A 26,185-nucleotide genomic window follows, 5' to 3' on the forward strand; every position below is an offset into this window, starting at 1 on the left:
AAGACAGGTTGTCCATGGTCCGCGAGTTGTCCCACTTCATCGGCGGCAAGCACGTCCCCGGCGCGTCCGGCGCCCACGGCGACGTGTTCGATCCCAACACCGGACAGGTCCAGGCGCGCGTCCCGCTCGCCGACGCCGACGAGACCCGCGCGGCGATCGCCGACGCCGCACAGGCGCAGCGCGCCTGGGGGGAATGGAACCCCCAGCGGCGCGCCCGGGTGCTGTCCCGGTTCCTCCAGCTCGTCGAGTCGGAACGCGACGCGCTCGCCGAACTGCTGTCGGCGGAGCACGGCAAGACGATCGACGACGCGCACGGAGACCTCCAACGCGGCCTGGAGGTCGTGGAGTTCGCCACCGGCATCCCGCACCTGCTCAAGGGCGAGTTCACCGACAACGCGGGCACCGGCATCGACGTGCACTCGCTGCGGCAACCGCTCGGCGTCGTCGCCGGGATCACCCCGTTCAACTTCCCCGCGATGATCCCGCTGTGGAAGATCGCCCCCGCCATCGCCTGCGGCAACGCGTTCGTCCTCAAACCGTCCGAGCGCGACCCGTCGGTGCCGCTGCGGCTGGCCGAACTCTTCGTGGAGGCGGGCCTGCCGCCGGGCGTGCTCAACGTGGTCAACGGCGGCAAGGACGCCGTCGACACCCTCCTGACCGACCCGCGCGTCCAGGCCCTGGGCTTCGTCGGGTCGACGGCGATCGCCGAGTACGTCTACACGACCGCCACCGCGCACGGCAAGCGCGCGCAGTGCTTCGGCGGCGCCAAGAACCACCTGATCGTGATGCCGGACGCCGACCTCGACCAGGTCGTCGAGGCCCTGATCGGCGCCGGGTACGGCTCGGCCGGGGAGCGCTGCATGGCGATCTCCGTCGCCGTCCCGGTCGGCGCGGAGACCGCCGACGCCCTGGTCACCAAGCTGGCCGAGCGCATCGGCACCCTGCGCGTGGGCCCCTCGCACGACCGCGCCGCCGACTTCGGCCCGCTGGTCGGGCGCGACGCCCTCGACCGGGTGCGCGACTACCTCGACATCGGCGTCCGCGAAGGCGCCGAACTCGTGGTCGACGGCCGCGACCTGCGCGTCGACGGGTACGAGAACGGCTACTTCGTCGGCGCGTCGCTGTTCGACCACGTGACGCCCGCCATGCGCGTGTACCGCGAGGAGATCTTCGGCCCCGTCGTCTCGGTGGTGCGCGCGGCCGACTACGAGGAGGCGCTGCGCCTGGCCAGCGACCACGAGTACGGCAACGGCGTCGCCATCCACACCCGCGACGGCGACACCGCACGGGACTTCGGCCGCCGCGTCAACACCGGCATGGTCGGCGTCAACGTCCCCATCCCGGTGCCCGTCGCCTACCACACCTTCGGCGGGTGGAAGCGCTCCGCGTTCGGCGACCTGAACCAGCACGGCCCCGACTCCATCCGCTTCTACACCCGCACCAAGACGATCACCTCGCGCTGGCCGACCGGCGTGCGCGAAAGCGCCAGCTTCTCGATCCCGACGATGGGGTGAGCGCCGTGACCGCCACCTTGCTCACCGAGGACCAACAGGCCCTCGTCGAGACCACGCTCGACTTCGCGCAGGACCACATCGCGCCGCACGCCCTCGCGTGGGACCGCGACAAGCACTTCCCCGTGGACGTGCTCCGCAAGGCCGCGGGCCTCGGCCTCGGCGGCGTCTACGTCCGCGAGGACGCGGGCGGCAGCGGCCTGACCCGGGCCGACGGCGTGCTGGTCTTCGAGACACTTGCCTCCGGCTGCCCGTCCATCGCCGGATACCTGTCCATCCACAACATGGTCGCCTGGATGGTCGACCACTACGGCGACCCGGCCCAGCGCGAACGCCGGCTGCCGAGGCTGTGCGCCATGGACGACCTGGCGAGCTACTGCCTCACCGAACCGGGCGCGGGCTCCGACGCCGCGGCGCTGCGTACCCGCGCGGACCGCGACGGCGACCACTATGTCCTCACCGGCGTCAAGCAGTTCATCTCCGGCGCGGGCTCCGCGCAGGTGTACGTCGTCATGGCCCGCACCGGCCCCGGCGGGCCCGGCGGGATCTCCGCGTTCATCGTCGAGAAGGACGACCCCGGGGTGTCGTTCGGCGCCAACGAGCAGAAGATGGGCTGGAACGCCCAGCCCACCCGCCAGGTCGTGCTCGACGGCGTACGCCTGCCCGCCGACCGGCTGCTCGGCAGCGAGGGCGACGGCTTCCGCATCGCCATGACCGGCCTCAACGGCGGTCGCCTCGGCATCGCCGCCTGCTCGCTCGGCGGCGCCCGCAGCGCACTCGACCGCAGCATCGCCTACCTCGCCGACCGCGAGGCCTTCGGGCAACGGCTCCTCGACGCCCAGGGGTTGCGGTTCCGCCTCGCCGACATGGCGACCGAACTGGCCGCCGCCCGCGCCCTCGTCCAGCAAGCCGCACAGGCCCTGGACCGCGGGCACCCGCGGGCACCGCAACTGTGCGCGATGGCCAAGCAGTTCGCCACCGACACGGGCTACTCCGTCGCCGACCGCGCCCTGCAACTGCACGGCGGCTACGGCTACTTGAGCGAGTACGGCATCGAGAAGATCGTCCGCGACCTGCGCGTCCACCAGATCCTGGAAGGAACCAACGAGATCATGCGCGTCATCGTCGCCCGCAGCCTGACGGAGGCCTTCGGATGACCGGCACCGACGACACCGTCCTGCTGCGCACCGAAGGGCGCGCGGCGTACGTCACCCTCAACCGCCCCCAGGCCCTCAACGCACTCACCCACCCCATGGTGAGCCGCATCGACGAGGCCCTGCGCGCGTGGGAGAACGACCCCCGCGTCGAGGTCGTCGTCCTCACCGGCGCGGGCGAGCGCGGTCTGTGCGCGGGCGGCGACATCTGGGCCATCCACGACGACGCCCGCGACGGCGACGGCAGCGCGTCCGCGGCGTTCTGGCGGGACGAATACCGGCTCAACGCCCGGATCGCGCGCTACCCCAAGCCGTACGTCGCGGTCATGGACGGCGTCGTGATGGGCGGCGGCGTGGGCGTCTCCGCGCACGGCGACGTCCGCGTCGTCACCGAGCGCTCGCGGATCGCCATGCCGGAGACCGGCATCGGCTTCGTCCCGGACGTAGGCGGAACGTATCTTCTCGCCCGCGCGCCCGGCGAACTCGGCACCCATCTCGCGCTGACCGGCACGCAGGCCGTCGCCGACGACGCGCTGCTGTGCGGACTGGCCGACCACCACGTGCCCTCCGCCGCGCTCCCCGACCTGCTCCGAGACCTCGCCGACACCCCCGTGTGGGACGCCGTCGCCCGGTACGCGCGCGAGGCACCGCCCGGCGAACTCGCCCTGCACCGCCCGTGGATCGACTACTGCTACGCGGCCGACACCGTGGAGGAGATCGTCGACCGGCTGCACGGCTTCGGCGACGACGCGGCGAGTCTCGCCGCGAAGACGCTGCTCGCCAAGTCGCCGACCGCCCTCAAGGTCACCCTCGCCGCACTGCGCCGCGCCCGGCGCCTCGGCCCGCTGGAACGCGTCCTCGACCAGGAGTACCGCGTGTCGCTGGCCTGCCTCACCGCACCCGACCTGGTCGAGGGCGTCCGCGCCCAGATCATCGACAAGGACCGCAACCCCCGCTGGTCGCCGCCGACGCTCGGGGACGTCACCGACGCGGACGTCGCCCGCTTCTTCGCCCCGCTCGGCGACCGCGAACTGGGCCTCGCCGCCCCCGACACCACCGAGGAGGTGCCCTCATGAGCCGAACAGTCGCGTTCATCGGCCTGGGACACATGGGCGGCCCGATGGCCGCCAACCTGGTCACGGCAGGCCACCACGTGCGCGGCCACGACCTGGCCCCCGCGTCGCGGGAGGCCGCCGCCGCCCACGGCGTCGACATCGCCGACTCGGGGTTGCACGCGGTCGAGGGCGCCGACGTGGTGATCACCATGCTGCCCACCGGCCGCCACGTCCTGGACCTCTACCGGGACATCCTCGGCGCGGCCGGCCCCGGCACCCTCTTCGTCGACTGCTCCACCATCGACGTCGCCGACGCCCGTACCGCCCACGAGCGGGCCACCGCCGCGGGGATGCGCGCCCTGGACGCCCCCGTCTCCGGCGGCGTCGTCGGCGCCGAGGCGGCCACCCTCACCTTCATGGCCGGCGGCGGCGACGCCGAGTTCGCCGAGGCCGAGCCCCTGCTCTCCGCGATGGGCGCGCGCGTCGTCCACTGCGGCGACGCGGGCGCGGGCCAGGCCGCCAAGATCTGCAACAACATGATCCTCGGCATCTCGATGATCGCCGTCGGCGAGGCGTTCGTCCTCGGCGAAAGCCTCGGACTGTCCCACCAGGCGCTGTACGACGTCGCGTCGGCCGCGTCGGGCCAGTGCTGGGCACTGACCGTCAACTGCCCCGTCCCGGGCCCCGTGCCCGGCAGCCCCGCCAACCGCGACTACCGCCCCGGGTTCGCCGCCCCGCTGATGGCGAAGGACCTCGCGCTGGCGGCCAACGCGGCCACCGCGGGCGGCGTACGCGCCGAACTCGGGCTGCGTGCAGCCGAGTTGTATGCCGCCTACGCCCAAGGCGCCGGAGCCGACGAGGACTTCTCCGGCATCGTACGCACCATCAGGAAGCAGAGCGGAGACCAGCCGTGAGTACCCCACCCGCCGACACCGCGTACGAGACGATCCGCGTCGAACGCCGCGGACGCACCGCGCTGCTCACCCTCGACCGGCCCAAGGCCCTCAACGCCCTCAACCTGAAGGTGATGGAGGAGGTCGTCGCTGCGACCCACGGGCTCGACCGGGACCCGGACGTCGGCTGCATCGTGATCACCGGCTCGGCCAAGGCGTTCGCCGCCGGCGCCGACATCAAGGAGATGCGGCCCCACGACTACATGGACGTCTACCTCGCCGACTGGTTCTCCACCTGGGACCGCCTCGGCGAACTGCGCACACCCACCATCGCCGCGGTCTCCGGCTACGCGCTGGGCGGCGGCTGCGAACTCGCCATGATGTGCGACATCCTGCTCGCCGCCGACACCGCGGTCTTCGGCCAGCCCGAGATCAAGCTCGGCGTCATCCCCGGCATCGGCGGCTCCCAGCGCCTGACGCGCGCCATCGGCAAGGCCAAGGCGATGGAACTGTGCCTCACCGGCCGCACGATGAACGCCGACGAGGCTGAACGAGCGGGCCTGGTCTCGCGGATCGTCCCCGCCGCCGACCTCCTCGACGAGGCCCTGGCGGTCGCCGGGACCGTCGCGGGCATGTCCGCCCCGATCGCCATGATGGCCAAGGAAAGCGTCAACCGCGCCTTCGAGACCACCCTCGCCGAAGGCGTCCGCTTCGAACGCCGCGTCTTCCACGCCACGTTCGCCACCGCCGACCAGAAGGAGGGCATGGCCGCGTTCACCGAGAAGCGCAGCCCGTCGTTCACCCACCGCTGACCCGAACGCGTCCGGCCACGCCACCCCGCGGTGGCGCGCCGGACCACCGGGAGCCGAGAACGCCGCAAGAGAGCCCGCCGCACGTGCGCGGCGGGCTCTCGTCACATGCTCCGGGGGCGCCGACACGCCTAGCGCAGCCAGGAGTTCCTGCGCACGGCGGGGAGGGCCGCCCAGCGCTCGCCGAGTCCGTAGCGGCTGCCCGCGGCCACGGCCGCGAGGGCGATCAGCGCCAGGGCGTACACCAGGTGGTAGTCGGCGAACGGGTTGGTGGACATCGTCGCCGCGCCGGACTCGGTGTGCTTGGCCGGCGGCCACTCGGCGATCCACATCAGCGCCATCATCGCCGTGCCCGAAACCGCCGCGATCCGCAGCCCCACGCCGAGGACGACCGCGGCGCCGATACCCAGCAGCCCCGCCATGAAGAGCCAGTCGGCCCAGGCCTCGCCCGCCCAACCGCGCAACGTGGACGCCATCGGGCCGACCTCGACGTGCGACAGGAAGCCCTCGGTCGGCGACCCGCCCTCGACCCAGCCGTTGCCGGCCTTCGTGGCGTACCCGAGGCCGAACGCCTTGTCCAGGAACGCCCACAGGAACACGAAGCCCAGGGTAATGCGCAGACCGGCCACCACCGCCTCGCGCACGGCGGCGGTGCTGAGCGCGTCGGTCGGGGCGCCGGCGGAGGCGTGCGTGCGGCGCGGGAGTCGCGCGGTGAAACGCGGTGTGTGCGGCGTGGCCATGACAATTTCCCCTTGAGAGCGGCCACCGGACGAGCACCCCGCCCGGTGGCGTGACGTCAGGGCTGGACGATCGCCCCGTGCGCCGTCGGGCGTGGCCCGTTCCGTCGCATGACCACCATGGCCGTCGAAGGGCGTGCGATCCCAGGGGAGTTGGTCCCGAGCGGGTGGGTCCAATGCCCGGTTGGTGTCACGGTGGCTCCCGGGACGGTGTCACCCGGCGGTGCGCACCGCCAAGCGGGACGGGGCCACCGAGTGTGCTGCCTCCCGGAACGGCCGTCACCCGGTGGTCAGCACCGCCGCGCCGCGTACGCGATCGGCGGCCAGGTCGGCCAGCGCGCGGTCCGCCCGGTCCATCGGATAGGGCGACACCGTCGCCTTGAGGCCGATCTCGCGGGCCGTGCGCAGGAACTCCTCGCCGTCCTCACGGGTGTTCGCGGTGACGCTGCGGACCTGGCGCTCGAAGAACAGGTGCCGCTGGTAGTCGAGAGAGGGGATGTCGGTCAGGTGGATGCCGGCCAGCGCGAGCGTGCCCCCGCGGTCGAGTGCCGCCAAGGCGGGCGGCACGATGTCGCCGACCGGTGCGAAGACAATGGCCGAGTCCAGGGGTTCGGGCGGGGGATCGTAGGTGTCCCGCGCCGAGGCCGCGCCCAGCGTGAGGGCCAGCCGTCGGGCGGACTCGGCGCGCGTCATGACGTGCACGGTGGCGCCCTGTGCCAGCGCGATCTGGGCGGTGAGATGCGCGGACGCCCCGAACCCGTAGATCCCCAGCCGCCCGCCGGGAGGCAGTTCGCCGCGGCGGAGCGCCCGGAAGCCGATGATGCCGGCGCAGAGCAGGGGAGCGAGGCCCTCCGCCGGGACGTCACCGGGCAGCGCGTACGCGAAGTCCTCGGGCACCACGGCGTGTCCGGCGAATCCTCCGTCCGCGTCCCAGCCCGTGTACGCCGAGTACGGGCACAAATTCTCGCGGCCCGCGCGGCAGTACCGGCACGTGCCGCACGTGTGGCGCAGCCACGCGATCCCGATGCGGTCGCCGATCGCGAACCGGGTCGCGGAAGGGCCCGTCATGTCGACGGTGCCGACGACCTCGTGCCCGGGAACGGTCCCCGGGCGGTGCGGCGCGAGGTCGCCCTCCGCCAGGTGGAGGTCGGTGCGGCAGACGCCGCAGGCCTCCACCCGCACCCGCACTTCGCCCGGCCCGGGGAGAGGCACCGCGCGCCGCACCGGGCGAAGCGGCCGGGTGTCCATCGGGCCGGGCGTCTCCACGGCCCAGGCGAGTTCCGTCCCGTTCCCGGCCACCGGTGTGCCTCCTTGCCGTGCCGCGGTCGGGCGTACGTCCGCGTTGCCGTGCGCCGCTAGGTTCTGCGCTGCGGCGGGTTGGCGCAGACCGCCCAGATGATGATGATGTCGATGGCGATCAGGATGATCGACCAGAGCGGGTAGTGAGGCAGCCAGACGAAGTTGGCGACCATGCTCAGCCCGGCCAGCAACACGGCGAGCATGCGCGCCCACAACGCGTTCCGGAACAGGGCGAAACCGCCGAGGACGACGACGATGCCGAGGATCAGGTGGATCCAGCCCCAGCTGCGGACGCTGTACTCGTACGAGTAGTTGGTGGTGACGAAGACGCCGTTCCTCGCGATGGCGGCGGCGCCCTGGAAGATCGCCAGGGCTCCTCCGAAGATCATGAGGAACGCGGCGAACATGGTCCAGCCGGTCGCGGGGGCGGAGGTCCTGCGGTTGCTGACGTGCTGCCCGCTGGTGTGAGTGGTCATGTCGGACTGTCCCTTGGCGTGGGGCGGGGCCTCGGGCCCGCGCCCCTGGGGATTTCCCGGCCCCTGTCCCGGGGCCGGGGGTGGTGGTGTGGCGTCCGCGCCGCCGTCCGGGCGTCGACGCGGGGCCGGCGAAAGCCCGCGTGGTCTTTCGGACGTCGCGCGATCCGCGCGAGCGAATCGGCGAGGTGTCGCGTGCCGGTGACGCACCGTGTCCGGGCGTCGGTCCGGCTACAGCTCCGACTCGGTCGCCGCGATCGCGAATCCCAGGGCCTTGGCGATGTGCCCGGAGGCGGCCATGACACGGGCGGTGCCCACGATGGGGGCGATGGCCACGAGGACGTCCTGCACCTGCTCGGGCGTCAGCTCGGTCTCGGCACCGATCTTGAGGTGCGCGAGGTAGGAGACCGGTGGGGCGTCCATCGCCACGAGTGCCGCGATGCGGGTGAGGATGAGGCCTTCCGGAGACAGATTGCACCGCTCGACCGAGTCGGCGGTCATCGCGAGGAGGGTGTCCATGACGGGGGTTTCGGGTGCTGTGGTCATGGTGTCGTCCTTGGGAAGCTGACGCTCTCGCGCCATGACTGCGGACGTCCGCTCAGGGCGCAACGCCCCTCCCTTCGACGGTAGGGAGACACGGCGGCGAGTGCACTTCGGGACGGCGCCCGGTGCCATCGCGGCGGGGCCTCCGACGGTGGAACGCCGGGGAATCGCACGGGAGTCGCGCACCGAGACGAGCGTGTCAAAGCCGCCGCGAACCGCGCTGTGCGCGCCCCGGCCTCCGCGCGCCGCATCGCTTCGGTCGCGTCGCGCACGGTCGTGTTCACGTCGGCCGGACTGGCGCCGGGCGCCTGCCCCCGGTCTGCCGACACCGGCCGTGTTTGCGCCCTTACCGCCCGCACTGCCCGCCGCGCGCGGCGTCGCCGACCGCCTCCGACCACGGCGCGATGCCCGCACCCCGCACGATCCGACCCGGTGCGAGGTCCGGCACCTCGGACCGTGGCCGGCGCCCGCGCCCTCGGCGGCTCACACGCGCACGTCCCGGCCGCTTCCGTCGGCGTGCCGCTCCGCGTCCGCGGTTTCGTAGGAGACGGCCAGGAGGGCCATGTCGTCGTCGTTGCGGCCCTGGGTGTGGTCCTCCACGTCGGCGAGGAGCGTGTCCAGCAGGGTCGCGGGGTCGGGGAAGCGCCGCCCGCCGAGGCGGTCGACCGGGTCGTAGAACTCCCCGTCCCGGTCCCGCGCCTCGGTCACGCCGTCGGTGTGGATCAGCAGCAGCGCGCCCGGCGCCCACCGCACGTCCCGAATGCCGCTCTGCCCCGGCGGATTCAGCTCGCTCAGACCCAACGGCAGCGCGTACGTTCCCGGCTCCACCGGTTGGACGTGGCCGTGCGGGGACAGCAGCAAGGGTGCGGGGTGGCCCCGGTTCACCACGCGGACCCGGTCCGGCGCCGCGGCCGGAACCTCGGCCAGGACCGCGGTCACGAACTCCTCCTCGCGGTCCGGGCCCGGGCGCTTCTCGCGCCGCAGTGCCTCCTCGATCCACGTGGCGGTCGCGGCGAGTTCCGGCTCCCGGGCGGCGGCCTCGCGGAACGCGCCCAGGACCACCGTCACGGTGTCCACCGCGGGCAGCCCTTTGCCGCGGACGTCGCCGACGAGCATGCGCACTCCGTACGGGGTCGACTGCACCGCGTACAGGTCCCCGCCGATGCGCGCGCCCACGTGCCCCGCCTGATACCGCGCGGCCACGCCCAGACCGCCGACCCGGGCGGCCGGGGGCGGCAGCACCGCCAGCTGCGCGGCCTCCGCGATGCGCCGCGCCGAGGCCAACTTCTTGTCACTGTGCCGCAGCGCGTGGTTGACCACGAGTGACAACCCCGACACCAAAGCGATCGTCGTCAACCGCAGGACCGTGGCGTAGGACGCCGGCGAATCTCCGATCGCGATCACGAGTTCCATCGCGGCCAGGGACGCCACTCCGGTCGCCAGCGTCCCGCCGAAGCTCCACAACGCCGCGGCGACCAGCGGAGCCGCCGCGAACGCCCCGGTGAAGATGTCCTCGGACGGCGTCGCGAGATTGATCAGCAGACCCACGGCCAACAACAGGGCCGGGGGCACCCACGGAACCTGCCCGGACCACGTGCGCAGGCGGTCCCACCTGGTGTCATCGACGTCCCTGACGCTCATCGGTCACGTCCGTCCCGGGAGCGGCACCGCCCTCACCGTCGGGTCGGGCGGCACATTCCAGCTTGCCGCGTTCCGCCCGCGGCCACCAGTCACCACCCGGCGCGGCCGTGTCCCGCGGAGCGCTTGCGGACGAGCCCCGGGCAACGACCGGACCGCGCACGCTGCCGGGGGCCGACCTGGTGCCCGGCACCCGATTCCGGGAGGGTGATCGCCACGGGCGACGGCGAACGGGAGGGACCATGACATACGAGCCGCGGCGGGTGACCGACACGTTCGGGGGAAAGTTCGTCCTGGCCCTGACCCTGGCGATCGGCCTCGCGGTCGTCATCTTCGCGGCGTCCAGCCCTGCCAAGCTGCGCGAGGGGTGCCGCATGGTCGGGAAGATCCAGAAGTGCGAGACGCCGTCGCCCACACCGAGCGAGACCTCCTGGCGGATCGGCGACCTCGACGACGAGACCCTGTCCCCCTACGGAGGGACGTACTCGTGGTAGGCACGATCGTCGTCCGCCCGCGGCACTCGCCCAGGGCGGAAGACCGCGGACGGACCGCCGTGCGGGAGTCGCGCGACGGACGGATCGTTCCCCCACACAGGAAGAGGGATGGAGATTCACGCGGGGAGACACATGGGGAACAGACAGGCGCTGCGGCACCGGTGGCGTCGCGCGCTGTGGTGGGCGGCGTGCGGGGTCGCGCTGCTGATGTTGGGCATCACGCTCTGGCACGACATCGCGGGCGACTCCTTCGACGCGGATCCGGCGGCGCCCGGCGGCACGGAGTACGCCAATGACGCCTTGCTGGTCGTCGCGGCCCTGCTCTGCGGACGAGCCGCCGTGCGGGGCGTCGTCCTGCGGCCCTCGGGGGTCGCGGTGGTCGGCTTCCTCCGCACGCGCCGCGTCGCCTGGGAGGACATCGCCGAGGTCGAACTGGCCCTGCGCACCGGCGGATCCCACTCGGGCCGCTGGCGCATCGCCCTCCGCCTCCACGACGGCACCGCCCGCTGGATACCGTCCTTCCTGCACGGCTCGATGGACAAGGGCAAGGAAGAGGTCATCCCGCCCGGCGACCACACCCGCTACGGCGAGGTGTTCCACGAGGCCCCCGCACACGCTCCCCGCGAACTCGCCCGCCTGCACCGCGAACTGCGCCTCGCCTGGCACACACACGCCCGACGCGCGGATTGACCGGCACAAGTCCCGACAAGGCACGCCCCGCCGACCGCGTGCGGCTGGAGGCGCCGGTTGATCTGTCGCGGGCCACTGCGCGGATGTCCCCTGGCAGCGCGGACACGCGGCGACGCGGGGGAGTGGCCCGGGCCGAGCGAGGGGATCGCGGGGTTCTCCCGGATAATGCGCGGTGGGAACCGGCACTGATCCGAGGAGCCACCGTGTCCGATGAACTGCTGTTCTCCTACGGGACGCTGCGTCAGCCCGGCGTGCAACTCGCCCGCTTCGGGCGTGAGCTGACCGGGCGTCAGGACGCGCTTGTGGGCTTCCGGCTGGAGACGGTCGCGATCACCGAGCCGTCGGTGATCGCCGACAGCGGCAGTGCCGAGCATCCCGTCGCGGTACACACCGGCGACCCGGCGGACTCCGTACCGGGAACCGTATTCACGCTCACGGCCCGGGAGTTGGAGGCCGCGGACGCCTACGAGGTCGACGACTACACGCGCGGCCGATGCGCGTTGCGGTCCGGGGCCACAGCGTGGGTCTACGTCGAGGCGGCCGGTCGGCACGAGCACCTGTGACACCGCGCCCCCGCTTCCGCCGGTCCGCCGGGCTTCCGGCCCCGCCCGGCGCTCGGGCGTTCAGGTCGCCGGCGTGCCGATCCGAAGCCGATTCCCGTCGGGGTCGCGGAGTTCGATCTCACGCGCCCACGGCGCCTCGTCCACCCGCACGCCGAACTCCGCGGCGAGAGCGTCGACATCGCGGACGCGGAGGTACAGCAACGTGTCGGGGCGTGCGTCGCCCTCGTGCTCCGACAGGAACAAACGCACCGCGCCCCGGGCGACTTCGACGAACGCGGGAAGCCCCGGCGCGAAGCGGTGCTCCGACTGCCGTGTGAATCCCAGCCGTTCGTACCACCGCACCGCCGACGCGGCGTCCGCGACGTGAAGAATGGGGATGACTTCCTCGTCCATATGGCCCATCGTCGCAGACCACCCGAGGGCCGGGCGCCACCCGAAGCGGCATTAGGGTTGCGGGGACGACGCCGAGTCGAAGGCAAGCGAGAGGAACGCGTCATGCCGGTGGACCCGCCCGCGCCCGACGAGGCGGAGCGCGCCGCTCGACTCGTCGCGGCCCAGGACAAAGCGCTGGCCCTGTTCGACGAAATCGCCGCGCGGGGCCTGGTCGCACCGGGCGTCGGGGAGCGCGAGGCGAGCGACCGGGTCCGGGATCTCGCCCACGAGATGTTCGGCGTCACCAAGTACTGGCACAAGCGGATCATCCGGTCCGGGCCCAACACGCTCGCCCCGTACCGCGAGAACCCGCCGGACCGCGTCATCGGCGAGGACGACATCGCCTTCGCCGACTTCGGCCCGATCTTCTCCGCCTACGAGGCCGACTTCGGCCGCACCTACGTCTTCGGCGACGACCCCGACAAGCACCGGCTCGTGCGCGACCTGTCCCGCGTCTTCGACGCGGGCCGCGCCGCCTTCGCCGCCGACCCGGACATCACCGGGAAGCGCTTGTACGCCGAGGTCGAGCGCCTGGCCGCGGACGCCGGCTGGACCATCGGCACCTGGCACACGGGCCACCTCGTCGGCGAGTTCCCGCACGAGAGCATCGACGGCGCCAAGACCGCGTCCTACATCACCCCCGACAACGACGCCCCGCTGCGCCGCACCGACCGGGCGGGCCGGGCGTGCCACTGGATCCTGGAACTCCACCTGGTCGACGCCGACCGCGGATTCGGAGGATTCCACGAACAACTGCTGGACCTGGCGTGACCGGGCCCGTTCCCGGCGGCGTCGCCGGCCCCCGGGACGACGGGACCGGAGACATACGCTCCTGGCTGCGCGGCCTCGAGGTCTTCGCGGGCCCGCGCGGAATTCGACCCCGGCGACGCCCCCGATGATCCGGTGGCGTTGTTCGTGGACTGGCTGACACAAGCGCATCGCTCCGGCCCGCCCGAACCCCACACGATGACGGTGTCCACGGTCGACGAGGACGGGCTGCCCGACGCGCGCGTCCTGATCCTGAAGAACGTGGACGCCCGCGGATGGCAGTTCGCCGCGCACGCCGACAGCCCGAAGGGCCGCCAGATCACCGCGAACCCGCACGCGGCGCTCGGCTTCCACTGGGGGCCGCTCGGCCGCCAGGCGCGGGTGCGCGGAACGGTTGCCGCCGCACCCGCGGAGCACAGTGCGGCGGACTTCCTCGGGCGTTCCGTCGCCGCCCGTGCCCAAGCGCTGCTCGGACGGCAGAGCGAGCACATGGCGAGTGCCGCCGAACGCGACCGGGCCCTTGAGGAGTCGCTGGCCCGGGTGGAGCGCGAGCCCGGGCTCACGGACCCGGCGTGGACGCTGTTCACCGTGGTCCCGCTCACCGTCGAGTTCTGGCAGGCGAACCGCAGCCGCGTCCACACCCGGCTGCGCTACGAGCGGCCGACCCCCGAAGGGGACTGGTCGCGACACCTGTTGTGGGCGTAGACCGCTGCCGTCCCGACGGGGATGTCAACGCTCATCTGTGACACTGCGTGCGCCCGCGAGCGTGCACGCACGCGGGCGCACCCCCGTTTTCCGCGCGTGCCGAAACCCGAGGTGGGGCGGGCGAACCTCCGCCCGCCGAACCCCTGACCACAGGTCGCCGCCCTGCGCCCGCGACCCTGTGCCCCGCCTCGTGATCCCGTGCCCCGTGCCCCGTGCCCCGCGATCCGCGACTCCGATCCGTGTGAGCCGCCCCCGCACGCCCCCCGGCATCTGCGACCCTTCAGGCCGTTGACAGCTTGCAGATGCGATGAAGACCGGGTTGACGGTCTCTCAGAGCCCATGCTAAACGTTTGTTCAATCAACAGCTGGGCGGCACGGTTCCGTGCAGATCGGGGGCGCCACGTGCAGACCGGAGACCCCGACGGGCGGGACGCCCCCGGCGACATCGCCGCGCGCCGGAATGAATCTCTCTCGATCGAGTCGAAGGAAGAACCGCACTCATGACGCTGACGACTGTTTTGGACGAAATACAGAAGCGGCCCGGGACGTCGCATCGGATCCCGATCTTCAACCCGTCGATCGGCGAACAGATCGGCGAGTTCGCCGACGGCGGTGCGGCGGCGGTCGACGAGGCGGTCGCCCGGGCGCGGGCCACGTACGAGTCCGGTGTCTGGCACGGCAAGACATCGAGCGAGCGCGCCCGGATCCTGTGGCGCGTCGCGGAGTTGATCGAGGAACGCGCCGACGAGATCGCGGAGATCGACGCGCGCAACGGCGGCATGGTGGTCACGCAGGCGCGGGGCATCATGTCCGCGTCGGCGGAACTCTTCCGCTACTGCGCGGGATGGTGCACGAAGATCAACGGCATCGCGCACGACGTCCGGATGGCCGGAGGGCTTTCCGGGGACAAGTTCGCGGATATCCACGGCTACACGCTCAAGCAGCCGATCGGTGTCGCGGGGCTCATCACCGCGTGGAACGGCCCGTTCCACAACGCGGCCGTCAAACTCGCGCCGGCACTCGCCGCGGGGTGTAGCTGCGTCCTCAAGCCCGCGGAGCAAACGCCGCTCTCCGCACTGGTGATGGAGAAAATCCTCGCCGATGCCGGGGTACCCGAGGGCGTCGTCAATATCGTCACCGGTTACGGGGACACCGCCGGTGCGGCGCTGGCCGCGCACCCCGGCGTCGACAAAGTCGCGTTCACGGGATCGACCGCGGTCGGCAAGAAAATCGTGCAGGCCGCGACGGGTAACCTGAAGAAGGTCATGCTCGAACTCGGCGGCAAATCACCCGTGCTCATCTACGACGACGCGGATGTGGACAAGGCCATTCCGGCCGCCGCCATGGGGATCTTCGTCCACTCGGGGCAGGGCTGCATCTGCGGTTCGCGGGTGTACGTGCAGCGCGGAATCCACGACCGGGTGGTCGAGGGCATCGCCCAAATCGCCCGGAATTTGCGCCAGGGCGGCAGCCACGACGACAACGTCGACATCGGCCCCGTGATCAGCCAAAGGCAACTCGACCGCGTCACCGGCTACATCGAGGAAGGCAAGCGCGACGGCGCCGAGGTCATCACCGGTGGAAACCGCCGCGACCGGCCGGGGTATTTCGTCGAGCCGACCGTCCTGACCCAGACCCGGCCCGACATGCGACTCGTCCAGGAGGAGATTTTCGGACCCGTCGTCGCGGTCACGCCGTTCGACGACGAAGACGAAGTACTCGCCCTGGCCAACGATTCCGTGTACGGCCTCGCCGCGACCGCCTGGACGCGCGACATCGGCCGCGCCCACCGCCTCGCGAAGCGCCTGGAAGCCGGAACGGTCACCCTCAACTGCCAGATGGTCTGGGACCCCGCCATGCCGGTCGGGGGCCACAAGCAGTCCGGCTGGGGGGCCGAATACGGAATCGAGGGAATCGAGGCCTACATGAAGACGAAGTCCGTTTTCACGATGCTGTAGGCCGCGCCGGATTTCCCCGCCTGGGTGGCGTCGCGCGTCAGTCGGTGCGCGATCGGTGGACAGCGAATTCCGTCCGAAGGCGGCGTACACACATCGGTGGTGTGCGCCGCCCTTCGTGCGGAATGCCCCGACCGAACAGGCCGCAGAGACCGAAGAGACCGAACAGACCGCGAGGCCGCAGGCCCCGGACGCTCACGGTTCGAACCGGTAGCCCATTCCCGGTTCCGTGCGCAGGTGTTTGGGGTGGGCCGGGTCCGGTTCGAGCTTGCGGCGCAGTTGTGCCATGTAGACCCGCAGGTAATGGGTTTCGCTGGTGTATTGCGGCCCCCAGACCTCCTGCAGGAGCGTCCGTTGGCTGACCAGGCGCCCGGCGTTACGGACCAGCACGTCGAGCAGGTGCCATTCGGTCGGGGTGAGCCGGACGTCGCGGCCGTCGCGGTGGACCCGTTTGGCCGCGAGGTCGACGGTGAAGGCGTCGGTGGTGACGACCGGGGCCTCCTCGCCCGGTGTCGCGCGGCGGACGGCGGCGCGCAGGCGGGCGAGGAGTTCGTCCATGCCGAAGGGCTTGGTGACGTAGTCGTCCGCACCGGCGTCGAGCGCGGCGACTTTCTCGCCCGAGGCCTGGCGCGCGCTCAGCACGATGACGGGGACGTTGGTCCACCCGCGCAGCCCGCGGATCACCTCGACGCCGTCCAGGTCGGGCAGGCCCAGGTCCAGCAGGACGACGTCGGGGTGGCGCTCGGCGGCGGCGGTGAGTGCCTGGGTGCCGTCGGCGGCGGTGTCGACGTCGTAGCCGCGTGCTTTGAGGTTGATGGCCAGGGCCCGGACGATCTGCGGTTCGTCGTCCACCACGAGCACCCGTGTCATCGTGCCGCCTCCGTAAGGTCGTTGTGCTTCGCGTCGGCCGCCCCCGGGCAACCGACGAGCCTGCCGGTTCGCGGTGGTCCCGAGGCCACCCGTGCTGTCGCGTCGCGGCCGGGCCGGCGCATCCGCCCGATCCGCCGCGGTACGGCGCGTGCGCGGCGGCTCATGGGGTCCTCGGCGGCGGCATGTCCGCGCCGGGCGGCGGCTCCGGCGGAGGGGGCCGGTGCGGGGACGTGCGCATCGTCAGCACGATGGTGAGGCCGCCGCCGGGGGTGTCCTCCGCGTCCAGCGAGCCGCCGAGCGCCTCGGCGAACCCGCGCGCGACGGCCAACCCGAGACCCACTCCGCTGCCCGCGGGGGCGTCGCCGTGGCGCTGGAACGGTTCGAAGATGCGTTCCTTGGCCTCGTCCGGAACGCCGGGCCCCCGGTCGACGACCCGGAGTTCGATGTGGTCGCGCACGACTTCGGCGCGGACGTGGACGCGCCGGTCGGGAGGGCTGTGCTTGACCGCGTTCTCGATGATGTTGGCCAGCACTCGGTCGAGCAGCCCCGGGTCGGTGGAGACCGTCGGCAGGGTCTCGGGCACGTCCGAGACGACCGCCGACTCCGGGATGCCGATGAGGGCACCGGGGACGATCTCGTCGAGTGCGACGTCGCGGAAGAGCGGTGTGACGGTGCCGGTCTGGAGCCGGCTCATGTCGAGCAGGTTCCCGATGAGCGCGTCGAGCCGGTCGGCGCCGTCCTCGATCGACGCCAGGAACTCCCGTTCGTCCTCCGGCGACCAGCGGACGTCCTGCGAACGCAGCGACGACACGCTCGCCTTGATCGCCGCCAACGGGGTGCGCAGGTCGTGCGAGACCGCCGCGAGCAGGGCCGTGCGGATGCGGTTGCCCTCGGCGAGGCGGCGTGCCTCGGCGGCCTCGGCCACGAGCCGGCGGCGTTCCAGGACGACGGCGGCCTGGGCGGCGAACGCGCCGAGCACGCGGCGGTCGGCGGCCGGGAGTACGCGTCCGGACAGCGCGAGGGCGAGGGAGTCCGAGACCGGCACGTCCACGTCGGCCTGCTCGGGCCTGTGCACCGGATGCGGGCCCACGCTGCCCACACTGGTCCACGGATCGTGCGGTCCGGCGCGTTGCAGCAGCGCCACCGACTCCATGCCGAACGTCTCGCGCACCCGCTCCAACAGTGCGGGAAGCGCCTGTTCGCCGCGCAGGACGCTCCCGGCCAGGAAGCTCAGGGTCTCGGACTCGGCCCGGCTGCGCGCCGCCTGCTCGGTGCGGCGCGCGGCGATGTCGACCACGGTCGCCACCGACAGCGCGACCACGACGAAGACGGCCAGCGCGAAGAAGTTCTCCGGATCGCTGATGCTCAGCGTGTGCAGGGGCGGTGTGAAGTAGTAGTTCAGCAGCAGGGACGCCAACACCGCGGTCACCGCCGAGGCCCACAGCCCGCCGAGCAGCCCGCCCACCACGGTCAGCAGCAGGTAGAGCAGCATCTCGGTCGGCAACCCCACGTGCTGCCGGAACTGCACCATGATCAGCGTCAGCAGCACCGGCCCGGTCAGCGCGACGAGCCAGGACGCGAGCAGCCGGCGTCGGCCGAGCACCGAGCGCGGCACGTGGACGGTGCGTCCCACGCCGGCGTGTTCGTGGGTGACGATGTGGACGTCGATGTCTCCCGACCGCGCGGCGACGGTCGCGCCGACGCCGGGGCCGAGCACGTACTGCCAGGGCCTGCGGCGGCTGGAGCCGAGCACTATTTGCGTCGCGTTGACGCCGCGCGCGAAGTCGAGCAGCGCGGTGGTCACGTCGTCGCCGATCACGGAGTGGAACGTGCCGTCCAGGGTCTCGACCAGGAGGCGCTGGCGTTCGAGGGCTTCGGGGGACGCCGCGGACAGCCCGTCGTTCCTCGACACGTAGACCGCGAGGAGTTGGCCGCCGGACGCCTGGGTCGCGATGCGCGCGGCGCGGCGGATGAGGGTGTCGCCCTCGGGGCCGCCGGTGAGGCCGACGACGATCCGCTCGCGCGCCGGCCACGTGGCGTCGATGCCGTGGTCGGCCCGGTACTGCCGCAGGTACTCGTCGACGCGGTCGGCCACCCACAGCAGTGCCAGCTCGCGCAGCGCGGTGAGGTTCCCGACGCGGAAGTAGTTGGCGAGGGCCGCGTCGACCTTCTCGGGGGCGTACACGTTGCCGTGGGCCATGCGCCGCCGCAGCGCCTCGGGGGACATGTCAACCAGTTCGATCTGGTCGGCCCGGCGGACGACGGCGTCGGGGACGGTCTCGCGCTGCGGCACCCCGGTGATCGATTCGACGACGTCGTTGAGCGATTCGAGGTGCTGGATGTTCACCGTGGAGATCACGTCGATCCCGGCGTCGAGGATCTCGTCGATGTCCTGCCACCGCTTCGCGTTGCGCGATCCCGGGACGTTCGTGTGGGCCAGTTCGTCGATCAGCGCGACCTTGGGCCGTCGCGCGATCACGGCGTCGGTGTCCATCTCGGTGAACGGCGTCCCGCGGTGGACGAGGGTGCGGCGCGGCACGACCTCCAGCCCTTCGAGCATCGCCTCGGTCCGCGGGCGCCCGTGGCATTCGATCAGCCCGACCGCCACGTCGGCGCCCCGGCCGCGGCGGCGCCGGCCCTCGCCGAGCATCGCGTACGTCTTGCCGACGCCGGGAGCGGCTCCCAGGTAGATGCGCAGCTTTCCGCGTCCCATGCCGTCCATTGTCGTCCTCGGAAGGAGAAGGTCCGCGCCATGGGTACCAGCCGCCGACCCGGGCGGATGTCCCGAAACCGCGGAGCCGCGAAGTCCTGGCGCGGCCTTGACGCGTTGCCGGGGGATCCTGACGCCTTCTTGACGCGCCGCCGCCTTGACGTGCGCGTCCGCCGGCTTGTCCTCAGAAGAGACCGGCGCGTCGGTGGTGTGCGAGGTCGTCGTGGATGTCGCGGAGCCACGGGCGGCGGACGGCCGGGAGCCGGACCAGGGTGTGCCGGAAGGTCTCGGCGTCGATGCGGAAGGGGCGGTCGGGGCGCGGGGCGGGCGGGTCGTCGCGGAGGACGCCGTCGGGCAGGATTCCCGAGGACGGGATGGGCAGGTGCGGCTCGGGGAAGGCCAGCCACAGCCAGACACCGAACGGCAGCGGAACCGGGTGTGTCGAGGCGGTGGGATCGGCCGGTGACCAGGGTGCGCCCGTCTGCGGGTGGGTGGGGACGAGGAGGATGTCGGTGCCGGGGGCGGGCGGCCGTCCCGGCCCGGCGAGTTCGGCGTGCCGTGCCTGCGGACCTGGCGGCAGCAGGGCGTCGAGGGCTCGCCGGAACACGTCCGCGGTCAGGCCGTCCGGCACGGTCACCGCGCGGCCTTCCGAGGCCGCGAGCAGGTGGGCGAGCGCACGGCCGGCCGCCGCCTCCCACCGCGGGCTCCACGACCACCGGCTGGTCGTGTCGCGCCGCGGCCCCCACACCGCGACGGGTTCGCACGGCGGGGTGCCGGTTCCCTCCGACAGGAGTTCCGCCCAGGTCAGGGGGACGTCGCCGGCGCCGCCGACGGGGACCCGGCGCACGGCGTCCGGGGCGAGCCACACCGCCTGCCAGAGCGAGCAGTCGTCGATCCGGGTCGCCACCCGCAGGCCACACGCCTGGCACGCCATGTTGGGGCCGTCGGTCCCGTCGAGGCCGCAGCAGTATCCGCCGCGCGTTTCCGGGATCAGGACGGTGCCGCGAGCGTCACCGGGGGCGATGACGACCATGCCGGGGACGCCCTCGGACACGGCGTGGACCGGCGCGTGAATGCCGAGGGCCGCCGCGCGGTCGGGGCCGATCTCGTCCCACGCCCGCCACGGCGGCCCCCAGGGCTCGGGGTCCACGGCGAAGGTGCCCGACTCCATGAGTGCCGGGAGCCGCACCCCGTTCCCGTACGTCTGGTGGGCGTGCACCGGCAGCGCGACCTCGGCCAGCGGCACTGTCAGCTGGGCGCCACAGCCGGCACAAACGAACACGAACAAACGTCCCCCCCGGCGTGAGAAGTAGCGGCATCGTCGCAACTGGCCGCCGGTCGGCCAACGGGTTTTCCCGGTCGGACGAAGGGCGCCGTGGGTGTGGTCAGCGCGGTTCGTGGTCGCGTGGGGGCCGCACGCGGGCGGAACCGGGAACCGGGCGGCTGGGCCTCGGGCGTACCCCGACGCCCTGCGTGTCCCGAAAGCCGCCCGGGCGCGTTGTGTGCACGATGAACGGGCGCGACGCCGGTGCGCGTTCCCCAGCCGACCACCTGTGAAGGGTCCGCCGATGCAGCGAGACGACTTGCCCGCCCCGGTCACCGGGATGCTCCTCACCCACTTCCTCACCGTGCGCGACGTGGCCCGGTCACGCTCCTTCTACTCGGACGTCCTGGGCGGCACGGTCGTCCTGGACGAGAACCCCTGCATCGTCAAGCTCGCCAACGGCTGGATCATCATGAACCCCGGCGGCGGCCCGACCCCCGACAAGCCCGACGTGACGCTCCGGCCGCCCGACGACCCCCGCACCACGTCGAGCTTCCTCAACCTGCGTGTCGCCGACATCAACGCCTGCCACCGCGAATGGAGCGCGAAGGGCGCGGAGTTCCTGACCCCGCCCATCGACCGGAAGGCCGAGTTGCGCTGCTACCTCCGCGACCCCGACGGCTACCTGATCGAGGTCGGCCAGGCCACCGGCATGCTGGAAGGCGTGTTCGCCGACCCACCCGCCGGAACGAGGTAGTCGCTGCGCGTGCCGGTTCCGGCCCCGACGCGGAGCGGGGCTCCGGCGGGGCGGGTACGCATGTTCTCGATGACGCCGCCGTTGCCGCCCCCGCGCCAGAGGCGGAGTCGGCGGCGCGTCGAGAGCGGGATCAGGGCCGGTCGAGCCGTGCCGCGGCGGCCTCCAGGTCGGTGATCGTCCCCGACATGATGGTCCTGATGTGTTCTGTGACGTGCTGCACGGGCCAGTCCCACCACGCCGCGGCGAGGAGGCGGGCGACGTCCTCGGTGTCGTACCGGGTGCGGATGAGTCGGGCGGGGTTACCGCCGACGATGCCGTAGTCGGGTACGTCGCCCGTGACCACGGCGCCGGCCGCGATGATCGCGCCGTGGCCGATGCGTGCGCCGGGCATGACCGTGGCGCCGTGGCCGAACCACACGTCGTTGCCGACCACGGTGTCACCCCGCCCGGGCAGGTCGGTGATCAGGTCGACGTGCTCGGCCCACGAGCCGCCCATGGTGGGGAAGGGGAAGGTCGACGGGCCGTCCATGCGGTGGTTGGCGCCGTTCATGATGAACCGCGTGCCCGTGCCCAGGGCGCAGTATTTGCCGATGACGAGGCGCTCGGGCCCGTAGTGGTAGAGGACGTTGCGCGTCTCGAAGGCCGTCGGGTGCTCCGGATCGTCGTAGTACGAGAAGTCGCCGACCTCGATCAGCGGCGATGTCACGAGCGGCTTGAGCAGGACGACGCGCGGGTGCTCGGGCATCGGGTGGAGCACGGTGGGGTCGGCGGGAACGGGTGGCATCGGTGAGGCGAATCCTTTCGTCGGGCTACTAGTGCGACAGTCGTTGCGTTAAGATGCTGGCACAGCCCCGACCGTCGATCAACCGGATACCGGATTCCCCGATGACAGACCCGCCGGCCACGCCGCCGGACCGCCGCCCCGGCGGCCGAACCGCCCGTATCCGCGCCCAGGTTCTCGACGCCGTGCGCGCCGAACTCGCCGAAGGCGGCCACGAAGGCCTCACCATGGAGGGGGTGGCGACCCGCTCCGGCGTGCACCGCACCACGGTCTACCGGCGCTGGCGCGACGTGGGCGGCCTGCTCGCCGATGTCATCGACGCCGCCGGCGAGGTCGACTGGCAGCCGCCGGACACCGGCTCGCTGCGCGGCGACCTGGCGGCCCTCAACCGGGAGATCCACGACTCCCTGGTCGTACGACCGTCGTTCGCCGTCGCCCTGATGGCCGCCTCGTTCCACTCCGAGCAGGCCGCGCGGGCCCAGACCAAGCTGTGGGCGGACCGCTACACCCAATGCGAGGTGCTCGTCGACCGCGCCGCCGCACGCGGCGAACTCCCCTCGGGGCCCACGGACGCGCGGCGCCTGCTGATCGCCGCCACCGCGCCGCTGTACCTCCAACTGGTGCTTCTGCGCGCCGATCCCGACCCGCGGCTTCCGGAACAGGCCGCGACGGCGGCGGTCCTGGCGGCTGCCGCGGGGGCCTTCACCGTGCGCCCGGAAGACGGCGGGTGAACGAGGGCCCCGCCGGGGCCGCGGGACCGGGCGCCGACGGATGACGTGCGCGCGGCCTCGGCCCGGGTGTCACCGAGGGTTCTCGGGGTTCGGGACGCCGGTGATCTCGATCGAGCGGGTGAACCACGGGTTGGAACGCCCCGAGCCCGGTATGTTCATCGACCGGTGCGAGTGCAGACTGAGCAGACCCGCCTTGAGGCCCGCGAACGCCTCGTGCCAGTCCAGGTCTTCGACCTGACGTCCGGTCAGTTCCCGCCAGAGATCGAGGGTTTCGGCCCGGGTGCCGAGACCGTCGAGCCGGGGTATGCCCTGGGCCACGCTGTAGATGTCGTCGAAGAGCAGCCACCACGCGAGATCGGCCATCGGACCGGCCAGTGACGCCTGTTCCCAGTCCATGACGCCGACGACCCGGTAGTCGTCGCCGAACATCATGTTGCCGATGCGGGCGTCGCCCCAGGACAGGCCCGGCGCTTCGGTGGCCGGCCGGTTCGCCTTCAGCCACGCGAAGAGGGTGTGGACCAGCTCCGGCGTCTCGTCCTCCAGGGCCCAGGACGCGAACTCGGCCCAGTACGCCAGCTGTTGCTCGTTGCCCGCGGCCCCTTGCTCCGGCCGGTGCACGAACGCGAAGCGCTCGACGGGCACCGAGTGGATCGCGGCGAACTGTTCCATGGCGCTCTCCCACGCGGTACGCCGCTGCGCGGGCGTCGCCTCGGTGAGCCAACCGACCTTGTTGTACACGGGCATGCTCACCGGCACCCGGCCGCGCATGCGGCGCATCAGGTAGAACGGCTGGCCCAGAAGTCCGGGGTCCTCCTCGTACCACAGCGCCTCGGGGACCCGTACGGTGCCGAGGGCGCGCAGCGTCAGCAGCATGTCGTACTGGTCGCGGAACCTCGGGTCCAGGAACATCTGGTGCTCGCGGCGCGGGGCGATGCGCAGCACGAACTCGTCGACGCGGTCGCCGTGGACGGCATCGAACAGGATCGTCTCGTTGGAGACGCCCGCACCCAACGGATAGGCCAGGTTGCCGAGTTCCACGTCCGCGACGCCCAGGCGCGCGGCCAGCCACGGACGCAGGAGTGCCGCCGCGGCGTCCAGATCGCGGCCCTTGGCGAAGACCATTGCCTCACTCATGTCCGGTTCTCCTTGTCGGTCGGCCGCACGCTCCGCGCGTGTGGTGGAGGGCTCGTCGGAGAGGGGGCTCGGGGGTGGTGGTCACGGGATGGCCTCCGCGTCCGAGGGAGGAGGCCACCGGGCACCCGGCCCGCGGTGTCAGGCGCGCATGTTGGCGCCGCCGTCGACCGCCCAGACCTGGCCGTTGACCCATTCCGCGTCGTCGGACAGCAGGAACGACACCACCGCCGCCACGTCGCTCGGACGGCCCAGCCGCGTGGTGGGGGTGTGTTCCAGGAACTGCCGCCGCAACTCGGGGTTGTCCTGCCGTTGTTGGGTCTCGCCGATCACCAGACCGGGCATGACGCCGTTGCAACGCACGCCCTGTGCCCGCCGGGCGGTCCCGGCCCTGATGCCCGTGGCTCCGCCCGCGATGACGAACGTCTTCCCCGCGAGTCCGCGCATGTTCCCTCCCGCTTCCCTCCCGCGTTCGCGTCGGACCGCGGTCACGCGGTGGTGTCGTGCGGCTTCCTCGGGCTGAGCACGACGATAGGGATGACCCGTTCGGTACGGGTCTGGTAGACGTCGTAATTGGGCCAGTAGCCGGTCACGATCCGCCACAGGCGTGCGCGTTCCTCGTCCGAGGCCGCCCGCGCGACGACCGGGATGTGCTCGGCCTTGATCTGGATGTCGGCCTCCGGGTGCGCCATGAGGTTGAGGAACCACGCGGGATGCCGGGGAGACCCGCCCGTCGACGCCACGACGAGGTAGTCGTCGCCGTCGCGCCCGAAGATCAGCGCCTTGGTGCGGGGTTCACCGGACGTGCGCCCTGTGGTGGTCAGCAGCAGGATCGGGACGCCGTTCCACTCGTAGCCGGTCTCGCCGTCGGTCTCCCGGTAGACCGCCACGTGTTCGTCGTTGCGCAGGCTCACGTCGTGCTTGATGAAACCGGGCTCGCTCATGTTCGTGCTCCCAGGGTGCCGTTGTCGGTTCGTACGTCGTCCGCGGTCGTCGCGCGCCCGTTCACCAGAGGCGGCGCAGCTGTGCCCCGGTCCGGCGGTGACGCAGCTGCGCCTCGCGTTCCGCGGGGGTCACCGTCGGTGTGCCGGGCGGGAGGTGCTTGAGCACGTCGGCCACCGGGACCTTCGTGACCGTTGCCTCGGGGTAGTCGTCGGCCTGGTAGAAGCGGGCCTGGAGGATGCCCCAGGGCCAGTCGGCCTTGTCGAGCCAATTGTGGATGCCGGGGTCCCGGTGGGAGACCACGCCGCGGAACCAGCCGTCGGGGTCGACGCGGGCCTGGGTGTCGTTGAGGCTGGACTGGCGGTTGACCCAGTCGACGGTGGCGAAGCGGTCGTCCGCGACGAGGATCTGCCAGTAGCGGCACGGGTCGGGGACGGGGAACTCGACGATCAGGGCCTCGTCGTCGGCGATCCTGTGGATGCCGTCGTAGTACGCCTGTTTGGTGGCGAGGCCGCCGCCCTGCTGGATCCACCGGGAGCGGGTGAGGACGTTGATCCCGTGGTGTTCCTCGTAGTAGCGCACGAGTTCCATGTCGAAGGTGATCATGCCGGTGATCCAGTCGCCCATGTCCGAGAAACGGCGGGCGACTTCGGCGGGGTCCATGTCCGCGCCGGGGTCGTCCAGCCGGTTGATCGCGACCTGGGCGTCCGTCTCGTTGTTCCAGTCGCACGCGCACTTGCGCATGAGCAGCTTGCCGGCGCCGGGGTTGAGCCGCCACCAGTCGCCGTCGTGGCCCGCGGGGCGTTCGGCGCTGAGGACGACGCGGAACGAGCCGTCGTCGGCGATGGCGAGGTCGTCGAGTTCGTGGGTGACCGACTGGAAGCGCATGGTGCGCTCGGTGCCCTTGAGGCTGGTCGTCATGCCGGGGGCGTGCTGCGTGATCTCGACGAAGCGGCTGGTGCCGCGCCGGCCGGTGATCTCGTACACGCCGTCGCCGTCGATCTCGGCGCTCAGGTACACGTAGTCGGGGTTGGGCCCGCCCTGGTTGCACGCGAAGTTCCACAGCGGCATGAACACCGGCCTGCGGGTGTCGGTGTAGACATGGCACAGGTAGCCGCAGGACAGGATCGACAGGGCCAGCTTGTTCATGTCCTGGACCTCGGCCTCGGTGGCGCCGTCCGGCCGCCAGGTGGCGAGGAGCCGGTCGGCGACGCCCTTCAGCGCCTCCATCTGGTCGTCCCAGGTGGGGAGTCCGTGCGTTGCGGGGAGTGCGGTCACGC

27 protein-coding genes are annotated in these 26,185 nt (G+C 72.1%); 13 read left to right on the forward strand and 14 right to left on the reverse strand.

Going from position 1 to position 26,185, the window contains the following annotated elements:
- Positions 1 to 14: 14 nt before the first annotated feature.
- Genes LO772_RS33935 through LO772_RS33955 form a run of 5 tightly spaced genes read left to right on the forward strand, consistent with a single transcriptional unit; the run spans position 15 to position 5,425 of the window.
- Positions 15 to 1,514, forward strand: a complete 1,500-nt coding sequence (locus tag LO772_RS33935) for a CoA-acylating methylmalonate-semialdehyde dehydrogenase (protein WP_231775869.1) — start codon at positions 15 to 17, stop codon at positions 1,512 to 1,514.
- Positions 1,515 to 1,519: 5 nt separating this feature from the next.
- Positions 1,520 to 2,668: an acyl-CoA dehydrogenase family protein gene (locus LO772_RS33940; protein ID WP_231775870.1), complete on the forward strand. Its 1,149-nt coding sequence runs from the start codon at positions 1,520 to 1,522 to the stop codon at positions 2,666 to 2,668.
- Positions 2,665 to 3,741 carry an enoyl-CoA hydratase/isomerase family protein gene (locus LO772_RS33945; protein ID WP_231775871.1) on the forward strand — a complete coding sequence of 359 codons (1,077 nt, stop codon included), beginning with the start codon at positions 2,665 to 2,667 and terminating at the stop codon, positions 3,739 to 3,741. Before LO772_RS33940 ends, LO772_RS33945 begins: the two co-directional genes overlap by 4 nt.
- Positions 3,738 to 4,634: a 3-hydroxyisobutyrate dehydrogenase gene (gene mmsB, locus LO772_RS33950; RefSeq protein ID WP_231775872.1), complete on the forward strand. Its 897-nt coding sequence runs from the start codon at positions 3,738 to 3,740 to the stop codon at positions 4,632 to 4,634. The genes LO772_RS33945 and mmsB overlap by 4 nt, the downstream gene beginning before the upstream one ends.
- Complete coding sequence (locus LO772_RS33955; protein ID WP_231775873.1) at positions 4,631 to 5,425, forward strand: enoyl-CoA hydratase; 795 nt, start codon at positions 4,631 to 4,633, stop codon at positions 5,423 to 5,425. The genes mmsB and LO772_RS33955 overlap by 4 nt, the downstream gene beginning before the upstream one ends.
- Before the next feature lie 128 nt (positions 5,426 to 5,553).
- Here the strand turns inward: LO772_RS33955 and LO772_RS33960 are convergent, their stop codons facing one another.
- The 5 genes from LO772_RS33960 to LO772_RS33980 all read right to left on the reverse strand — a co-directional run bounded on the left by LO772_RS33960 (position 5,554) and on the right by LO772_RS33980 (position 10,115).
- Positions 5,554 to 6,162 (reverse strand): hypothetical protein, encoded by a 609-nt coding sequence (locus tag LO772_RS33960; protein ID WP_231775874.1) that lies wholly within the window; start codon positions 6,160 to 6,162, stop codon positions 5,554 to 5,556.
- 276 nt (positions 6,163 to 6,438) lie between these two features.
- Positions 6,439 to 7,458, reverse strand: coding sequence for a zinc-dependent alcohol dehydrogenase family protein (locus LO772_RS33965; protein WP_443089346.1), 1,020 nt, complete (start codon positions 7,456 to 7,458; stop codon positions 6,439 to 6,441).
- 56 nt (positions 7,459 to 7,514) lie between these two features.
- Entirely contained in the window at positions 7,515 to 7,934 is a 420-nt protein-coding gene (locus tag LO772_RS33970; RefSeq protein ID WP_231775875.1) for a DUF7144 family membrane protein, read from the reverse strand.
- Between the two features lie 228 nt (positions 7,935 to 8,162).
- Positions 8,163 to 8,477: a carboxymuconolactone decarboxylase family protein gene (locus tag LO772_RS33975; RefSeq protein ID WP_231775876.1), complete on the reverse strand. Its 315-nt coding sequence runs from the start codon at positions 8,475 to 8,477 to the stop codon at positions 8,163 to 8,165.
- 480 nt (positions 8,478 to 8,957) lie between these two features.
- Complete coding sequence (locus tag LO772_RS33980) at positions 8,958 to 10,115, reverse strand: PP2C family protein-serine/threonine phosphatase (protein WP_231775877.1); 1,158 nt, start codon at positions 10,113 to 10,115, stop codon at positions 8,958 to 8,960.
- 239 nt (positions 10,116 to 10,354) lie between these two features.
- Between LO772_RS33980 and LO772_RS33985 the strand changes: the two genes are divergently transcribed.
- The 3 genes from LO772_RS33985 to LO772_RS33995 all read left to right on the forward strand — a co-directional run bounded on the left by LO772_RS33985 (position 10,355) and on the right by LO772_RS33995 (position 11,859).
- Positions 10,355 to 10,606, forward strand: coding sequence for a hypothetical protein (locus LO772_RS33985; protein ID WP_231775878.1), 252 nt, complete (start codon positions 10,355 to 10,357; stop codon positions 10,604 to 10,606).
- A gap of 132 nt (positions 10,607 to 10,738) precedes the next feature.
- Positions 10,739 to 11,296, forward strand: coding sequence for a PH domain-containing protein (locus tag LO772_RS33990; protein ID WP_231775879.1), 558 nt, complete (start codon positions 10,739 to 10,741; stop codon positions 11,294 to 11,296).
- Positions 11,297 to 11,499: 203 nt separating this feature from the next.
- Positions 11,500 to 11,859, forward strand: coding sequence for a gamma-glutamylcyclotransferase family protein (locus LO772_RS33995; RefSeq protein WP_231775880.1), 360 nt, complete (start codon positions 11,500 to 11,502; stop codon positions 11,857 to 11,859).
- 60 nt (positions 11,860 to 11,919) lie between these two features.
- Here the strand turns inward: LO772_RS33995 and LO772_RS34000 are convergent, their stop codons facing one another.
- Positions 11,920 to 12,252, reverse strand: a complete 333-nt coding sequence (locus tag LO772_RS34000) for a glyoxalase superfamily protein (protein ID WP_231775881.1) — start codon at positions 12,250 to 12,252, stop codon at positions 11,920 to 11,922.
- A 102-nt stretch (positions 12,253 to 12,354) separates the two neighbouring features.
- Between LO772_RS34000 and LO772_RS34005 the strand changes: the two genes are divergently transcribed.
- From LO772_RS34005 to LO772_RS34015, 3 genes are all read left to right on the forward strand, one after another.
- Positions 12,355 to 13,062 (forward strand): M24 family metallopeptidase, encoded by a 708-nt coding sequence (locus LO772_RS34005; RefSeq protein WP_231775882.1) that lies wholly within the window; start codon positions 12,355 to 12,357, stop codon positions 13,060 to 13,062.
- A 132-nt stretch (positions 13,063 to 13,194) separates the two neighbouring features.
- Entirely contained in the window at positions 13,195 to 13,764 is a 570-nt protein-coding gene (locus LO772_RS34010) for a pyridoxine/pyridoxamine 5'-phosphate oxidase (RefSeq protein ID WP_331717299.1), read from the forward strand.
- 500 nt (positions 13,765 to 14,264) lie between these two features.
- Positions 14,265 to 15,722, forward strand: coding sequence for an aldehyde dehydrogenase family protein (locus LO772_RS34015; RefSeq protein ID WP_231775883.1), 1,458 nt, complete (start codon positions 14,265 to 14,267; stop codon positions 15,720 to 15,722).
- A 192-nt stretch (positions 15,723 to 15,914) separates the two neighbouring features.
- Here LO772_RS34015 and LO772_RS34020 read toward each other — a convergent pair whose 3' ends face one another.
- The 3 genes from LO772_RS34020 to LO772_RS34030 all read right to left on the reverse strand — a co-directional run bounded on the left by LO772_RS34020 (position 15,915) and on the right by LO772_RS34030 (position 20,587).
- Positions 15,915 to 16,589, reverse strand: a complete 675-nt coding sequence (locus LO772_RS34020; RefSeq protein ID WP_231775884.1) for a response regulator — start codon at positions 16,587 to 16,589, stop codon at positions 15,915 to 15,917.
- A 160-nt stretch (positions 16,590 to 16,749) separates the two neighbouring features.
- Positions 16,750 to 19,302, reverse strand: a complete 2,553-nt coding sequence (locus LO772_RS34025; RefSeq protein WP_231775885.1) for a sensor histidine kinase — start codon at positions 19,300 to 19,302, stop codon at positions 16,750 to 16,752.
- Between the two features lie 181 nt (positions 19,303 to 19,483).
- Entirely contained in the window at positions 19,484 to 20,587 is a 1,104-nt protein-coding gene (locus LO772_RS34030) for a hypothetical protein (RefSeq protein WP_231775886.1), read from the reverse strand.
- 280 nt (positions 20,588 to 20,867) lie between these two features.
- Here LO772_RS34030 and LO772_RS34035 point away from each other — a divergent pair, with 280 nt between their 5' ends.
- Positions 20,868 to 21,320: a VOC family protein gene (locus LO772_RS34035; RefSeq protein ID WP_231775887.1), complete on the forward strand. Its 453-nt coding sequence runs from the start codon at positions 20,868 to 20,870 to the stop codon at positions 21,318 to 21,320.
- A gap of 130 nt (positions 21,321 to 21,450) precedes the next feature.
- Here LO772_RS34035 and LO772_RS34040 read toward each other — a convergent pair whose 3' ends face one another.
- A complete protein-coding gene (locus tag LO772_RS34040; protein WP_231775888.1) occupies positions 21,451 to 22,104 on the reverse strand; it encodes a CatB-related O-acetyltransferase in 654 nt (217 codons plus the stop codon).
- 101 nt (positions 22,105 to 22,205) lie between these two features.
- Here LO772_RS34040 and LO772_RS34045 point away from each other — a divergent pair, with 101 nt between their 5' ends.
- Positions 22,206 to 22,832, forward strand: coding sequence for a TetR/AcrR family transcriptional regulator (locus LO772_RS34045; RefSeq protein ID WP_231775889.1), 627 nt, complete (start codon positions 22,206 to 22,208; stop codon positions 22,830 to 22,832).
- Between the two features lie 69 nt (positions 22,833 to 22,901).
- Here LO772_RS34045 and LO772_RS34050 read toward each other — a convergent pair whose 3' ends face one another.
- The 4 genes from LO772_RS34050 to LO772_RS34065 form a co-directional block, all read right to left on the reverse strand.
- Positions 22,902 to 23,966: a phosphotransferase family protein gene (locus LO772_RS34050; protein ID WP_231775890.1), complete on the reverse strand. Its 1,065-nt coding sequence runs from the start codon at positions 23,964 to 23,966 to the stop codon at positions 22,902 to 22,904.
- A gap of 138 nt (positions 23,967 to 24,104) precedes the next feature.
- Positions 24,105 to 24,410 carry an SDR family oxidoreductase gene (locus tag LO772_RS34055; RefSeq protein ID WP_231775891.1) on the reverse strand — a complete coding sequence of 102 codons (306 nt, stop codon included), beginning with the start codon at positions 24,408 to 24,410 and terminating at the stop codon, positions 24,105 to 24,107.
- 41 nt (positions 24,411 to 24,451) lie between these two features.
- The gene (locus LO772_RS34060; RefSeq protein ID WP_231775892.1) at positions 24,452 to 24,907 is read right to left on the reverse strand and encodes a nitroreductase family deazaflavin-dependent oxidoreductase; all 456 of its coding nucleotides are present in this window, start codon (positions 24,905 to 24,907) and stop codon (positions 24,452 to 24,454) included.
- A 61-nt stretch (positions 24,908 to 24,968) separates the two neighbouring features.
- Positions 24,969 to 26,183, reverse strand: coding sequence for a DUF1214 domain-containing protein (locus tag LO772_RS34065; protein ID WP_231775893.1), 1,215 nt, complete (start codon positions 26,181 to 26,183; stop codon positions 24,969 to 24,971).
- Between the last annotated feature and the right edge of the window lie 2 nt (positions 26,184 to 26,185).

The sequence above is a fragment of the Yinghuangia sp. ASG 101 genome, assembly GCF_021165735.1.
Lineage (GTDB): Bacteria > Actinomycetota > Actinomycetes > Streptomycetales > Streptomycetaceae > Yinghuangia.